This window comes from Oculatella sp. LEGE 06141 (assembly GCF_015207605.1).
GTDB lineage: Bacteria > Cyanobacteriota > Cyanobacteriia > Elainellales > Elainellaceae > Oculatella.
On record NZ_JADEWO010000018.1, the window covers coordinates 42459 to 56070 of the forward strand.

Annotated in this window: 13 protein-coding genes; 10 read left to right on the forward strand and 3 right to left on the reverse strand. The window is 49.7% G+C overall.

Going from position 1 to position 13612, the window contains the following annotated elements; translation table 11 throughout:
• The first annotated feature begins 17 nt into the window (after positions 1–17).
• The 8 genes from IQ268_RS14230 to IQ268_RS14265 all read left to right on the forward strand — a co-directional run bounded on the left by IQ268_RS14230 (position 18) and on the right by IQ268_RS14265 (position 10104).
• The gene (locus IQ268_RS14230) at positions 18–845 is read left to right on the forward strand and encodes a hypothetical protein (RefSeq protein ID WP_193879941.1); all 828 of its coding nucleotides are present in this window, start codon (positions 18–20) and stop codon (positions 843–845) included.
• Between the two features lie 63 nt (positions 846–908).
• Positions 909–1679 (forward strand): glycosyltransferase family 2 protein, encoded by a 771-nt coding sequence (locus tag IQ268_RS14235; RefSeq protein WP_193879943.1) that lies wholly within the window; start codon positions 909–911, stop codon positions 1677–1679.
• A gap of 20 nt (positions 1680–1699) precedes the next feature.
• Positions 1700–2836, forward strand: coding sequence for a glycosyltransferase family 4 protein (locus tag IQ268_RS14240; RefSeq protein WP_193879946.1), 1137 nt, complete (start codon positions 1700–1702; stop codon positions 2834–2836).
• A 126-nt stretch (positions 2837–2962) separates the two neighbouring features.
• Complete coding sequence (locus IQ268_RS14245; RefSeq protein ID WP_193879948.1) at positions 2963–4144, forward strand: glycosyltransferase; 1182 nt, start codon at positions 2963–2965, stop codon at positions 4142–4144.
• Between the two features lie 266 nt (positions 4145–4410).
• Entirely contained in the window at positions 4411–5484 is a 1074-nt protein-coding gene (locus IQ268_RS14250; protein ID WP_193879950.1) for an acyltransferase, read from the forward strand.
• A gap of 51 nt (positions 5485–5535) precedes the next feature.
• The gene (locus tag IQ268_RS14255; RefSeq protein ID WP_193879952.1) at positions 5536–6735 is read left to right on the forward strand and encodes a glycosyltransferase family 4 protein; all 1200 of its coding nucleotides are present in this window, start codon (positions 5536–5538) and stop codon (positions 6733–6735) included.
• A 435-nt stretch (positions 6736–7170) separates the two neighbouring features.
• Complete coding sequence (locus IQ268_RS14260) at positions 7171–8601, forward strand: sugar transferase (protein ID WP_193879954.1); 1431 nt, start codon at positions 7171–7173, stop codon at positions 8599–8601.
• 144 nt (positions 8602–8745) lie between these two features.
• Complete coding sequence (locus IQ268_RS14265; RefSeq protein WP_193879955.1) at positions 8746–10104, forward strand: hypothetical protein; 1359 nt, start codon at positions 8746–8748, stop codon at positions 10102–10104.
• 56 nt (positions 10105–10160) lie between these two features.
• On the opposite strand, the gene IQ268_RS14270 is transcribed toward IQ268_RS14265, so the two are convergent.
• Genes IQ268_RS14270 through IQ268_RS14280 form a run of 3 tightly spaced genes read right to left on the reverse strand, consistent with a single transcriptional unit; the run spans position 10161 to position 11968 of the window.
• A complete protein-coding gene (locus tag IQ268_RS14270) occupies positions 10161–11303 on the reverse strand; it encodes a PRC-barrel domain-containing protein (RefSeq protein WP_193879957.1) in 1143 nt (380 codons plus the stop codon).
• A complete protein-coding gene (locus tag IQ268_RS14275; protein WP_193879958.1) occupies positions 11264–11425 on the reverse strand; it encodes a hypothetical protein in 162 nt (53 codons plus the stop codon). The genes IQ268_RS14270 and IQ268_RS14275 overlap by 40 nt, the downstream gene beginning before the upstream one ends.
• An 18-nt stretch (positions 11426–11443) precedes the next feature.
• Positions 11444–11968, reverse strand: coding sequence for a lytic transglycosylase domain-containing protein (locus IQ268_RS14280; RefSeq protein ID WP_193879961.1), 525 nt, complete (start codon positions 11966–11968; stop codon positions 11444–11446).
• 439 nt (positions 11969–12407) lie between these two features.
• Between IQ268_RS14280 and IQ268_RS14285 the strand changes: the two genes are divergently transcribed.
• On the forward strand, positions 12408–12785 hold the full coding sequence (locus IQ268_RS14285) for a hypothetical protein (protein ID WP_193879964.1): 378 nt from the start codon (positions 12408–12410) through the stop codon (positions 12783–12785).
• 411 nt (positions 12786–13196) lie between these two features.
• Positions 13197–13592 carry a hypothetical protein gene (locus tag IQ268_RS14290; protein ID WP_193879966.1) on the forward strand — a complete coding sequence of 132 codons (396 nt, stop codon included), beginning with the start codon at positions 13197–13199 and terminating at the stop codon, positions 13590–13592.
• Positions 13593–13612: the final 20 nt, after the last annotated feature.

The following is a 13612-nucleotide window of genomic DNA, read 5'->3' on the forward strand; positions in this document are numbered from 1 at the left end:
ACTGAAACGATCAAGCTATGAAAGCAGAAACGGCTATTGGAACGGTGTCGTGGTCGAGAGCAGACATGATTGCAAAGCTTGAGGCTTTCTCTGAGCTGTATCGCCGCCGACCTATTCCAGATAATGAGGGTGGAATGCGATCGCAGCACATGTTTCTCACCTGGTTCGCGCTTCAGGAGCTTCAGCCACAGGCCGTAATCGAGAGCGGAGTTTGGCTGGGGCAAGGCACCTGGCTCATTGAATCCGCCTGTCCTAACGCTCAAATTTACTGTATCGACCTAAACCTGGATCAAATTCAATACAAGCCTAAACAGGCAACGTATTTCAATCAAGACTTTGCCACCATCGATTGGAATCACTTACCCAAGGAAGACACGGTCATCTTTTTTGACGATCATCAAAATGCCTACGAGCGAGTTAAAACAGCCAAATGGTTTGGCTTTAAGCATCTGATGTTTGAAGACAACTATCCGGCCTTTCAGGGCGATTGCTACAGCCTCAAAAAGGTGTTGATGCAAATGGGGCACGGATCGGCTGGTACTCACAATCCAATTAAATCTATCGTCAAACAGAAAGTAAAAGAAGTGGTTGGTATTAAAGAGCATACCCTTACAGAGATTCGACCCAATGAGGTTGATGCTGCATATTTGAAACAAAACCTGGAAATTTATTATGAATTTCCGCCAATTTACAAAACCGCTCTAACGCGGTGGGGCGATGCCTGGAATGACGAACGTTACCCCACTCCAGAACCCTTGCTACAAACTGTAGAAAAAGAGTACCAGGCGGTGTACCAGGCAGAAGCAACGTCCTACAACTGGATCTGCTACGCCAAGCTGCGTTAACCCTTTACAGTACTCATTCCTCTATCAATTCCAATCAAATTGGCGGAACCACCGACTGAAGCAATGCACTATCCCAAGATCAGCATCATTACTCCTTCCTACAACCAAGCGCAGTTTCTGGAAGCTACCTTACAAAGCGTTTTAGACCAGAATTATCCCAATCTGGAATACATTGTGATTGACGGTGGGTCAACAGATGGCAGTGTCGATATCATCCAGCGCTATGCCGATCGGCTGCACTATTGGGTGAGTGAACCCGATCGCGGTCAAACCGAAGCGTTAGAAAAAGGCTTTCAAAAAGCCACGGGTGATATTCTTGGCTGGCTTTGTTCCGACGATTTGCTTGAACCGTGGACATTAAAGGACATTGCCGACCTGTTCAGCAATCAACCGTCCATGCAAGTGGTGTATGGCGATACCACCTGGATTGATACAGACGGGCAAACGATTAAACCCAGAAAGGAACTCCCCTTTAACCGCTTCATCTTTCTGTACGAGCATAATTTCATTCCGCAACCGTCTACCTTCTGGCGGCGCAGCCTGTATGAGAAAGTGGGTGGACTCAACGATGAGTTTGATGTCGCGATGGATGCGGATCTGTGGCTGCGGTTTAGCGAATATGCTCAGATTCACCACATTCGCAAATCCTGGTCAAAAATGCGAATTTATCCAGCCCAAAAGACGCAGCGGTTACTTGTTCGCAAAAATGTCGAAAAACAACTGCTGCGCCAGCGCTATTTTGGCAACGAACCGACATGGTCGATCGCCACTAAAAAGGTGGTTGCAAAAGGAGTACGGCTCTCCTGGAAACTGGCAGCCGGTTGCTATTGGTAAGGACAACGCTAGATAGAACTATGAAACTGGCATATGTAACGGTATACGACGCATCTGATATTCGCAAATGGTCGGGTTCAGCCCACTACATTACTAAGGCATTGGAACAACAGGCCATCGAAGTCGTGTATGTCGGTTCATTGCGAGAATACCAGGCGTATTTCTTTAAAGCCAAACAGCTTTTTTATCAGCGGGTGCTGGGCAAGAATTACCACCGCGATCGCGAACCGAGCATCCTCAAACACTACGCCAAGCAGGTTGCCCACCAATTAAACAGCCTGAATGTTGATGTGGTGTTTAGTACTGGAACGGTGCCCATCTGCTATCTAGAGTGCGATCGCCCCGTTGTCGTCTGGACCGATTGCACCTATGCCGGGATGGTTGACTTTTACCCACGCTGGTCTAACCTGTGCCGGGAAAGCTTAATCAACGGCAACCAGATGGAGCAACGGGCACTGTCCAACTGCCAGCTAGCCCTGTTTACCTCACAGTGGGCGGCTCAAACGGCCAAAGATCATTACGCCATTGCCGATTCCAACATTAAAGTGGTTCCTTTTGGTGCCAACATTGAGTGCGATCGCACCCTGGAGGACGTTAGAGGGCTGGTGCAGCGGCGGTCTAAACAAACCTGTAAGCTGCTTTTCCTGGGGGTAGACTGGTATCGCAAAGGGGGCGATCTGGCGGTGCAGGTGGCTCAAGCGTTGAACGACCAGGGGCTACCTACTGAACTCACCATCGTGGGCTGCACCCCTCCGGCGGATGTGCCTGATTTCGTCACGGTCAAAGGGTTTATCTCGAAAGCAACCCAAGACGGACGAGACGCGATCGATCAACTGTTAGCAGAATCTCACTTTCTCTTGTTTCCATCCAGAGCCGAATGTTATGGCGTGGTGGTTGCCGAGGCCAACTCGTTCGGCGTACCCGTTGTAGCCAGCAACGTTGGCGGCATTCCAACGGCAGTACAAACTGGAAAAAACGGCATTGCTGTGCCGCTCGATACATTTGTAGCGGAAGCCTGCCGCTTCATCCTGGAGGCGATGAACCACTTCACCCACTATGAAGAACTGGCCGACAGTGCCTTCATTGAATATGAAAGTCGGCTCAACTGGCAGGTGGCAGGAAAAACCGTGAGGGAATATCTGGAGGGGCTAGTGTAATGACCTACACGCTGCGTCTCTTGATAGCTAGCTGTCCCTGATCAAATGATGCAGTGGCTAACTGAAAGCCATTTCCACGACCCTGTGGCTTCATGCTTAAACTAGCAAATTGTTATTGAGAGTCTGATGAAAGTTCTTCAAGTTCACAACGAATACCAATTTTCAGGTGGGGAAGAAGCGGTACTGGATGCAGAACACACCATGCTTAAGCACTATGGGCATGAGGTGCGGCAATGGGTGGTAAGCAGTTCTGCCTTGAAGAATGCCAATGTGTTAGCCAAGGTTGGGCTATCGCTGAAGTCGATCTGGTCTATTGATGCCTATCGGCAGATGCGGCAACAGTTAAACCACTTTCGCGCCGATGTGGTTCATGTTCATAACACAATACCGCTGCTCACGCCCTCGATTTATGCCGCTTGCCACGATTCGGGGGTCGCGGTGGTGCAGACCTTGCACAACTACAAATTGATTTGTCCGGGATCTAATTTATATCGCAACGAACGCCTCTGCGAAGATTGTGTGGGTAAAGCGTTTACCTATCCTGCGCTCCTGCATGGCTGCTATCGTCGCGATCGCCTCAGCACCATCTTTGCCGTCACCGGGTTGAGCGTCAATCGCCTTCGAGGCACCTATCGCAACGACATTGACGTTTACATCGCCTTGACCGAATTTGCCCGACAAAAAATGATTGAGGGTGGCCTGCCGCCTGACAAAGTTGCAGTGAAGCCTAACTTTGTTAACGCCGATATCCAAGTGGGATCGCACCAGGAAGACTACGCGCTGTTTGCCGGACGACTCATTCCGCAAAAGGGAATCAAAACGCTGTTACAAGCGTGGCGATCGCTGGATGGCACTATTCCACTAAAGGTCGTGGGGCGAGGAATGCTTGAATCAATGTTGACCACCGATGTGCCCAAAGGAGTGGAATATCTGGGTGCTGTACCGCGCCAGGAGGTGCTCAGCCTGATGCAGAAGGCCAAGCTGTTGATCTTTCCGTCTGAGTGGTACGAGGGCTTTCCAATGACCATTGTTGAAGCCTTTGCCACAGGCTTACCAGTGGTTGCCAGCCGATTGGGCAGTACAGCCGAAATTGTTAGAGAAAACCAGTCAGGCTGGCTGTTTCAGCCAGGTGATGCCAATGATTTAAGCCGTGTAGTGCAGCGTGCCTGGTCTAACCCGACCGACTTACAACAGCGCGGATTTTTAGCACGTAAACAATACGAAGAAGAATATTCTATCGATAAAAATTATTGTGCTACTATCGGTATTTATCAGAAAGCGATCGCTTCCATCAAACCAAAAGTTTGAGTATTTAAGCATACATTAATCGACGAGCAGACCGCTTGAATCTCTTTAGTTACCTGATGTGTTAGTTATCTAATACCTTAACACCGTCCCTACTTGAAATTCGTTCTCTAACTATCCGGATTCTACAGTTCTTTTATGAAAAATAAAACGTATCAAGGTTTCAGATTTCGCTATTAGCAATTGAGCCAGAGTGACAGATTTAAAAGCTGCTTACTTATTGAAGCAATATCTTAGCTGGTTTTTATTGATTGAAACTTTGAGTTGTAATGCAAACCTTCCCCCAACCCGAGACTCCGCTATCTGCACAACCGCAGATATCAAAATTAAATAACTTTGACTTGCTCAGACTCATTTGTGCCTTTGCTGTGTTTGTGTTTCACATCAACACTCTAACAGGCGAGTTTGAAAGCATCAACCGGGCGATCGTTTTACTCTCTGGATCGGCTGTCCACATCTTCTTTATCATGAGTGGATTTCTGATCTTTATGAGCTTTGAGCGATCGAAATCACTCAAGGAATACACCATCAAACGGGTTCGCCGGATCTATCCTGCCTATTGCCTCATCATTCTTTTGGCCGCGATCGGTGGTGTTTTCATTTCGACTTTAGCCTGGTCTCAATACTTCACCGATCCGGCTCTTTTTCGCTACTTGGGCTTTAACTTATCGTTTCTCAATTTTGGGCAGTTGACTTTACCCGGTGTCTTCACCGAAAACCTTAAGCCAATCGTCAACGGCTCTCTATGGACGATTCGTAGTGAGGTCGTTTATTACGCGTTGACTCCAGTGTTTGTTTATCTCTATCGCAGAACAAACAAGCTGCTCGTCTTTTCTGGAGTGTACTTATTTTCTGTTGTCTACACAGAGGGATTACGCCTCGTTTCTCATCTCACTGGCGATCTCCTGTTCTATAAACTAGCCATTCAGTTTCCAGGGCAGTTGTCTTATTTTATTTGTGGTGCATTTCTGTATTACTACATCGAATTCTTTAGGAAGCATACCAACAAGTTTTTACTGGTTGCAGTTCCTCTGTATGTTGTCAGTTTCTTCCTTCAAATTCGACCACTGCAACCCATTTGTCTCGCCATCATTGTTTTTTACATAGTCTTCCAACTACCGTACATTAGCGGCAGCATCAGCAAATTTGGAGATCTATCCTACGGAATCTATATCTTTCACTATCCGCTGATTCAGCTTCTGTATCCCTATTTCAAGGCCAATCCCTATTTGGCATTTGGCTATGCAACAGTTTTATTGCTAGTAACGTCCTATAGCTGTTGGCATTTGATAGAAAAGCCGTTTCTGTCTCAAAAATCTCACTATCGCTTACGATCGGGCTAATCTTTGGTGACGTTCGTTCGACGGCCTGACTCGTTTAGGAGTTTGTTTCTCATGGGTGATTTCAGCAGAGTACTCATTATTGTGGAAAACCTTCCAGTACCGTTCGACCGTCGGGTTTGGATGGAAGCAACCACATTGCAAAAAGCGGGATACCAAGTCTCTGTGATTTCGCCGCAAGGGAATGGGTTTGATCAAGAGTATGAAGTGCTGGAGGGAGTGCATATCTACCGCCATCCGCTGCCGCCAGAGATTAGCTCTGTTACAGGGTACCTGCGGGAATACGCTTGGGCAGTAGGGGGAGAGTTTCGCCTGGCCAAGCGGGTTTGGCGAGAACGAGGAGGGTTCGATATTGTTCATGTTTGCAATCCGCCCGACCTTCTGTTTCTCGTTGCCAGTTGGTTCAAGCTCTTCCATGGCGTTCGCATAGTTTTCGACCATCACGATCTCAGCCCGGAGATGTATGAAGCGAAATATGCGCGCAGAGACATCTTCTATCATGGCTTGCGCTGGGCCGAACGATTAACCTACGCGGTTGCTGATATCGTGATTTCGACGAACGAATCCCACCGCAAGGTTGCCCTGACCCGTGGGCACAAAAAACCAGAAAGGGTGTTTGTGGTTCGCAGCGCTCCTGATTTGGCGCGGTTCCGTTTGCTGCCGCCAAACCCAATCTATCGCCAGGGACGCACTCACCTGGTTGGTTACATGGGGGTAATGGGTGAACCAGAAGGGGTCGATTACCTGCTGCGGGCGATCCAATACATTACCCAAACAAAGCAGCGTCGAGATATTCATTTCATGCTGATTGGTAGTGGGCCAGCGGTTGAAAAGCTGAAAGCCTTGGCGATCGCTCTGGGATTGAGTGAGTTTGTCGAATTTACCGGGTTTCAAATGGGTGACTCGCTGCTAGAGCGGCTGTCGAGTTGTGATGTGTGCGTCGAGCCGTCGCCAACCTCTACCTACAACGAAAACTGCACGATGAACAAAATCCTGGAATATATGGCGTTAGGCAAACCCATTGTGCAATTTGAGCTGCGAGAGGGACGGCGATCGGCAGAGGATGCGTCGCTTTATGCCACACCTAATGATGAGGTGGAACTGGCTGAGAAGATTCTAGAGTTGCTGGACGATCCCGGCTTACGTCAACAAATGGGAGCCAAAGGGCGACACCGGATGGAAACCCAACTGGAGTGGCGGCACCAGGCTCCAAAACTGCTCGAAGCCTATCAGTCGATCGCCCAAAGGCGATAAGCGGGCTTTACTCTGTTGCTGCAGATTGCGATCGCTTAAACCCTCTGATTAACCCAACGCAACCTGTCGCCTAGAGTACGTTTTCATCCTATGAGATCTATCAAAGTAGGTAAATTCGCCATGTTAGTCAGGCCGCTCTTTCTCAGTAAAACCACTGTATTGTTAAATATTACTGAGGAAACCGCTCATCGGGAACAAAATGCGCCTATCAGTAAATCGAAGAGGTTCAGGGGACTTTCTCAATTTATCGCCATCGCCAGGTGAAACCCAGTACTTTCACCCGACTTTCATGCCTTAATGTTTGGTAAAAAGCGTCGTCCTGGCAACGTCAACGTTTTACCCCTGACCCGATGAATCACCAAGTTTTGTCTTGCTTCGTTCATTACCGTTGACGTTGTCCTCGACCGAATGCAACTTTCGATAGGAACCTAAAGGATGGCACCCAATATCTCGGAAGTAGGCTCTAAGCCAGATTTACGTTCACCTTCCTTCGCGGGACTGCGGCGGGGAACGACCGTAGGATGGCTTCGCGTCCTGGTTCTCGCTGTAGTAGATTCCCTGCTGTTAGCTTTGGCCTGGATGATGGCTGAATCCCTGGGAACTCAAACTACATCCTTTTGGAGTACTCGCCAAGAGCCAACCTCACTGTTCCCTATTGTTGGCATTTCCATCGGTATTATTGCCGCCAGAGGATTATATAAACCGGGGGAAAAACGGCGCGATTACCTGGGGCTATTCAAGGCGATTACGCTAGCGGACGCCCTCTTGCTGCTCACCGCCTATTTCTATGCCCCCGACCAGTTTGTGTCGCGATCGCATTTTGTGCTGTTTTGGCTATTCAGTATTCTGCTAACGTGGGTTGGCCGCTGCGTTGTCGATATCACCACAGAACAACTGCGCTCGAATGGCGCAATCCGCTATCCGGCTTATCTCATCTCTGATCCCCAATATGTAGAACCCTGTGTCAGTTTAATTGAACGAGAAAATCGATACAACATTTTAGGTGTGGTTGATGCCCGTGCGCTCGATCGCAATCGGCGAGAGGCCACCTTTGCCTCGATTCGCGGCTTGGGTATCGTTGAAGCGTTTGTCTCCTGGGATGCCATCAAGAACCGCTTGTTCCTCTGCTGGCATTTTCAAACCGCAGGCATTACCCTCCACGTGCTGCCCATCGGCATCGAGCCGCTGTTTAAAGGATCAGAGTTTTGGATGATTGGCGGCTCGCCCTCGCTGACCTTTCCCCCTCCCGTGATTACGGGCATTGATTTTGGGGTGAAGCGTGCCTTCGATTTCTGCTGTGCTGCTCTGATCTTAATCCTGGCCTTTCCGCTCTATCTGGCGATCGCCATTCTAATTAAACTGGACTCACCAGGCCCCATCTTTTACAAACAAACCCGGATTGGTCTACACGGCAAACCGTTCAAGGCATGGAAGTTTCGCACAATGGTGGCTAATGCCCACAAGTTGCAAAAGGAACTGGAAGCCTTTAACGAGATGAAAGACGGGGTGATGTTTAAGATGAAAGACGACCCGCGCATTACTCGTGTTGGCAAGTTTTTAAGACAATACAGCTTGGATGAACTGCCGCAAATCTTCAATGTCTTGTTTGGAGAAATGAGCCTGGTTGGGCCACGTCCCTTCCCAACCCGAGATGTGAAGCGGTTTGCCGAACACCACTTTATTCGCCATGAAGTGCTACCTGGCATTACTGGACTCTGGCAGGTGTCTGGCCGCTCAGACGTAACAGATTTTGATCAGGTGATTCACCTCGACCTGACCTACATTGAGAACTGGTCGGTCTGGCTCGACCTCAAAATCCTGATTCAAACGGTTCGCGTTGTTTTAAACAAGACAGGAGCGTACTAAAGGGTGGCCTGAAAAAGGGTGGCCTGAAATCAATTGCCCATAGTACGGAAATTACTGAACAATTGCACTAACCTTTTTTAGACTAATTGCACTACCATTAACTCAATTTTCTGTTCTACGGATCTCCGACCTCGACTAACTGCTATGACTAAACCCATCGACGAACAGGACTACTCTGCTGAATCAGATTCATTTAACTTGTACTATTCCAAGTTTTTGGGTTCTCGAAGCGAGCCAGCAAGTCTAACGAGTTTAAATAGTAGTCCGACGGCTGCGATCGCTGGGGAAGTGCCATCCCCCAAAGTGTATCTAAACCGACCCAGTTTGCTGGCTAGAAACAGTTTGGTGGGTGCGGGCAGCTTAGTCGCAACCTTGGCCGTTGGGTTTGTTTTAACCGATGGTGCCAGCAGCCAGTTGCCATCGCAAGCGGCAAATCCGGTTGCTCAACCTCAGCCCGACATCAAGGTGGCCGACAACAACTCGGCCACACGAACCGCTGAGTTACTGCCAGTACCCACCTCTCCTGAGCCGATTGTGGTACCCAAGTCCACAGCGGCACGGCGACCCATGCGAGAGGTGCTGGCGGAACGGCTGAGCAAACTGCAAGCAGCAGACGAAACCCGTTTGAATCAAGAACAGGCTCAGATGCAGCGAACGGCGATCGCCGACCGCAACCAGGAATTTAACCGCAGGCTTCAGCTTCGAGCGCAAGCCCAGCAGCAACAGGCTCTTGCGGCAGCAAATGCTGCGAGTCAGGCCACCGTAGCTTCGACGGCTGCGCCTCAGGCGGGTGGTGCCCCATCTGCTATCTTATCGGCCACATCTAGCCATTCAGCTCCAGCGAGTGCAACCTCGCCTCAGCCGCAACAGGGTACGTCTACCCCTATCCTCTCTGCTATGGCAGGATCAGAGTCAGCCGCAGCTTCCAGTGCGATCGCCCCCCATTCTGAAGCGGGACACACAAGCCAAGCCCATCGGCTAGAACTCGACTCAAGCGTAGCGATAGAGGGGTATGACCTATCTGTCTTTAACCCAACCATGCTTGAGTTCACCAACGAACAGAACCCGGCGGTGGCCGTGGCCAGCCCTCAGCCTGCGGAGCCGCAAGCCGCCCCTGCTAGCTCGGGTTCTGAAGAAGCTGTCGCTCCAGCAAGCAACCCACATGCGGTTCGGACTCTGCAAGGGCGCGGCATTCAAGACTATCTGGAGTTACCTCAACGGCTTTCTGAGGACGATCGCTCTACCCTGCCAGCGATTCTACCCTTGTCGCAACGAGCTGCTGCCGAAGCGGGAACGGTAGATTATCTCAACCAGTTTCTCGTTTTTCACCTGTCCCCGGCTGAATATCAAAAGCTGTGGGGTGCGAAGCGGTTTAACACTGTTTCTAAAACCATGCCAACCTACGGCGTGATCGATTATCAGCGGCGAGTGGTCATTGTGCCTTCAGCCTCAACCGCCACCGTAGCGCATGATGCCACTGCTCCTGCGGCTAATGTGCAGTAATGCTCGGCACAAACCCACCTTCCAATAGCAGCAGAATGGCGACGCAGTCATCTGGATTAGATCCAGGGTTCATCGTCATCATCGTCGTCTACGGCTGATGGCTCAGCCTCGGTTACAGTTGCCTGATTCGTGACCGCTAAGGGTGGTTCTGAGGTCGGTTCTGGATTGGGATCGGCCTCCCGATCGATTTCTTCCAGAATCCAGGGATCATCATCCAGAACGAAGGGATTAGCAGCAAAGGGATCGGGTTGAGGTGGGGGTGGCTCACTGATGAGCGAGGACGGTGGCTCTAATGGAGGCTCTGGACTGGGAGTAACGTCTCGCTCAAAGATTTCTTCGGCGTGAACCGTTAGGGTTTGAATGCCTTCTTCGACCTGTCTGTTGAGCAGGTGTGTCCGTTCTCTTACCTGTTCGGTAAAGTCCTGACTGCTCTCTTTGGCGCGTTTTGCCAGCGTTTGTGCGTCTTCCTGTAACTGTTCGTTGAGGGTGTGCAGTCGCTCTTTTGCTTGCTGCGATAGCCGTTGGGCTTGCTCTCTGGCACGTTCAGCCAGCGTTTGAAACTGCCCTTTCGCTTGTTCGGTTCTCGTTTGAGCATCCTGAGCGATCGCCTGTAGCTCTTGCAACGTTTGCTGTTTCAGATGCAGGTAATCGTCTTTCAAAGCGGCTCTGGCTTTGTTGAGCTTTTGCTGTAGCCCTTCACTAAACACAGTGAACGTTTGCACGGATGACTCTGCCACCAACAGGCGCGATCGCCCAATGCTGCTAATCTGGTCTGGCGGCAGTTGGTAAATGTCACCCGCAATACCGCTCCAGCCATTAGACAGGAAAAGATACTGAGTAATTTCTCCGGTTTGCACGTTAAACAGGCAATCGGTGATTTTTCCCAACTGGTTACCCGCATCACTCCACAGGTCGCGATTTAACAGAGATTCGAGCTGTCGCACCTTGCCAGCATCCGTTTCTTCGGGCTGAGAGTGGGTCAATACACCGTTTGCTCCAAGTGCCTCGATTTGCGCCAGCTTAAACGCGGTTTTTTTAGCACCCATCAAGCCCGATTTACAAATGAATCCCAACACACGGTGCGCCTGTGGGTACATCCACAGCACCTCAACTCGCCCCAACTCCTCTAAGGTGGTGCGATCCAGCACGAGTTGATTGATCAAGTCGCTTTGTCGAATAACCTCTGGTCGAATCGCCATTTGACTTGTCGCCCTCCTGGTGGCACGATATCTATTTCCAGAATATCGGCTGACGATTGGGCATGCCAAAAGGACTGGCGATCGCGACTATTTTTGTCTGCCGATCGCCACTCAATTGCCAATTAATGCCAATCGACCAATCAATAGGTATAGCTTCTCATGCCTCTGACATGGGCCACATAACGCTGCAAAATTGAAAAGCTGTATTCGGCAATACTGGGGTAACGGCGGCCTGCATAAAACTCTGGTGCCGTGGAGGTGTAGTTTTGGGGATTGCCGCTATACCAACGGGAAGCAACCTGGCGAATGGCGATCGTCACATCTCCACCGCTAGTAGCCCATGCGTCTTGCCAATATTGGTTCAGCTTATAGTCAATCACCTGAAGCTGAATGTCTGGACTGTTCAAAAAGTCAGCTTGGGAAATGGAATGCCCCAACGCCTCTCGCGTCCAACTAGCCACGTTAGCAGGCATAACTTGACCATAGCCAAGCGCTCCTGAGTAGGGATTAACAGCCCGAAAATTGCTGCTGCTCTCTTGCCCAATAATGGCACGGCGCAACGCTACCAAATGATCTGACAAAGTGACATACTCTTGCGAATTGCTAGCCACCTCAGCCTGAGCGATCGACGGATTCATCGATAGAGCCAACCCAACTCCAAGCATGCCGCTGATGAGTGCTGAAGTTAAAGTTCTTGAGCAACGGAGCGCTTTCGTAATCACCATTAAAGATTTGTCCTAATCAAAAACACAACAGGCTAAGAAACGGTATGAGCGGTAAGTTCCGTTCAAAGCTTTCCTACAATGCCCGTCTCTGTGAATTAGGTGGACAGTAAATTTACGGATCTTACGGAATTTATACGGAGTAGTAGTTTATTAGAAGCGTCGTAATACTGGGTTTCGTTACTCAAACTTTGCTGTTTTTTACAAAAAATTAATTTAGCTGTCGTAAAGCCTTAAAAAACCGCGCATGAGTGGCTGGTATCTTAATAATTGGTTACCCTAGAACTAGCAAACTACCTAGAAATCAAGGAAGAAATCAAGGAGATCCTTACAGCCCCTGCTCCTGCTTTCAACGTTGACGAACTCTTTAGGAGAGCAAACAATGAAAGATATTTTGAAAGGCGCAATTCTCCCAGGTCTACTGGCAACTGGCCTGGTTGGAACCAACATGCTGGTCGCACAACCGGCTCAGGCAAATGATTTGTTGCGCGATATTGGTATTGGTGCGGCGGCGGGTGCTGTTTCTGGAACGATCACCAATAACGATTCCCTGTTAGAGAATGCGATCGACGGTGCTGCCGCTGGTGCCGCTGTGAATACGGTCAATCGCAACTCCGATAACCGCAACCTTGGCCGAGATGCCGGGGTGGGCGCGGCAGGCGGTGCTGCCTCTGGAATCATCCGCGATAACGACGTTCCAATCGATAATGCTATCAATGGAGCAGCAGCGGGTGCAGCCATTCACCTATTGAGAGATTAGCAGCGTACTCGTTTCGGGTAGCGATCGCTCAGCAGTTCAATAGGTTTAAGGCTCCTCAGCTCAGGCAAATCTCAGGTAAATAAGCCACTGCAGTTTTCTGAAAATCCCCTAGAATTCTCTGGGGGATTTTTCATTGCCCCCTAACTTTGGGAATACTGATCGCAGGAGCATCGCTTCATAGATACGACCGCCATTGAAAAAAGCTCATCCAAAATGCTCATCCAAAATGCTCACCCAAGGCAGTGGCGATTGTTGAGCTAATTCGGGTTAGTGTGGCTAATGGTTGCATCTGCCAAGACACGCGCTAGAACAGATGAGTGTGTCGCAGAAATTATTTAAACAGCGTTAGTTGTAGAAAAACTAAGATATCCATACTTCCAAGAACTAGCTTGACGTAAATTAGCATCTCCTATGTCCCGCATCCCACACAAAATCAGTCCTAGAACGCTGTTTTGGCTCTGGTACGAGCGTGCGACCCTGGCTCAGAAAGAGGTCGCTAGAGCCGATTTCCAGCGTTTTGTGGCTCAAGCTGAAACCCTCAGCCAAAATCAACCATCCAGTTCGTCTCATACCGATGCGAAGAATGGCACTGAGACGACCAAAGCCGATGCAGTAGGGCTAGAGAACAACCCATCCCTAGCCTTGCGACTGCGGAGCCAACGGCTGAGAGCCAAAAGCCAGGAACAGTTGATTCGGAGCCAGGAATTACGCCGTCAAAGCAAACTACTGACTCGGAACGCGCAACACGCCAAATTCCAGTGTTCCAACAACGCAAGCGGCCATTCCTATACCTTCCATAAGCCGTAGTTTAACGGTAACGCCCGCGC

What these genes read in the sequence shown, in the direction of transcription:
- IQ268_RS14230 (WP_193879941.1), top strand. Translation starts at nt 18, where the DNA reads ATGAAAGCAGAAACGGCTATTGGAACGGTGTCGTGGTCGAGAGCAGAC.
- IQ268_RS14235 (WP_193879943.1), top strand. Translation starts at nt 909, where the DNA reads ATGCACTATCCCAAGATCAGCATCATTACTCCTTCCTACAACCAAGCG.
- IQ268_RS14240 (WP_193879946.1), top strand. Translation starts at nt 1,700, where the DNA reads ATGAAACTGGCATATGTAACGGTATACGACGCATCTGATATTCGCAAA.
- IQ268_RS14245 (WP_193879948.1), top strand. Translation starts at nt 2,963, where the DNA reads ATGAAAGTTCTTCAAGTTCACAACGAATACCAATTTTCAGGTGGGGAA.
- IQ268_RS14250 (WP_193879950.1), top strand. Translation starts at nt 4,411, where the DNA reads ATGCAAACCTTCCCCCAACCCGAGACTCCGCTATCTGCACAACCGCAG.
- IQ268_RS14255 (WP_193879952.1), top strand. Translation starts at nt 5,536, where the DNA reads ATGGGTGATTTCAGCAGAGTACTCATTATTGTGGAAAACCTTCCAGTA.
- IQ268_RS14260 (WP_193879954.1), top strand. Translation starts at nt 7,171, where the DNA reads ATGGCACCCAATATCTCGGAAGTAGGCTCTAAGCCAGATTTACGTTCA.
- IQ268_RS14265 (WP_193879955.1), top strand. Translation starts at nt 8,746, where the DNA reads ATGACTAAACCCATCGACGAACAGGACTACTCTGCTGAATCAGATTCA.
- IQ268_RS14270 (WP_193879957.1), bottom strand. Translation starts at nt 11,303, where the DNA reads ATGGCGATTCGACCAGAGGTTATTCGACAAAGCGACTTGATCAATCAA.
- IQ268_RS14280 (WP_193879961.1), bottom strand. Translation starts at nt 11,968, where the DNA reads ATGCTTGGAGTTGGGTTGGCTCTATCGATGAATCCGTCGATCGCTCAG.
- IQ268_RS14285 (WP_193879964.1), top strand. Translation starts at nt 12,408, where the DNA reads ATGAAAGATATTTTGAAAGGCGCAATTCTCCCAGGTCTACTGGCAACT.
- IQ268_RS14290 (WP_193879966.1), top strand. Translation starts at nt 13,197, where the DNA reads ATGTCCCGCATCCCACACAAAATCAGTCCTAGAACGCTGTTTTGGCTC.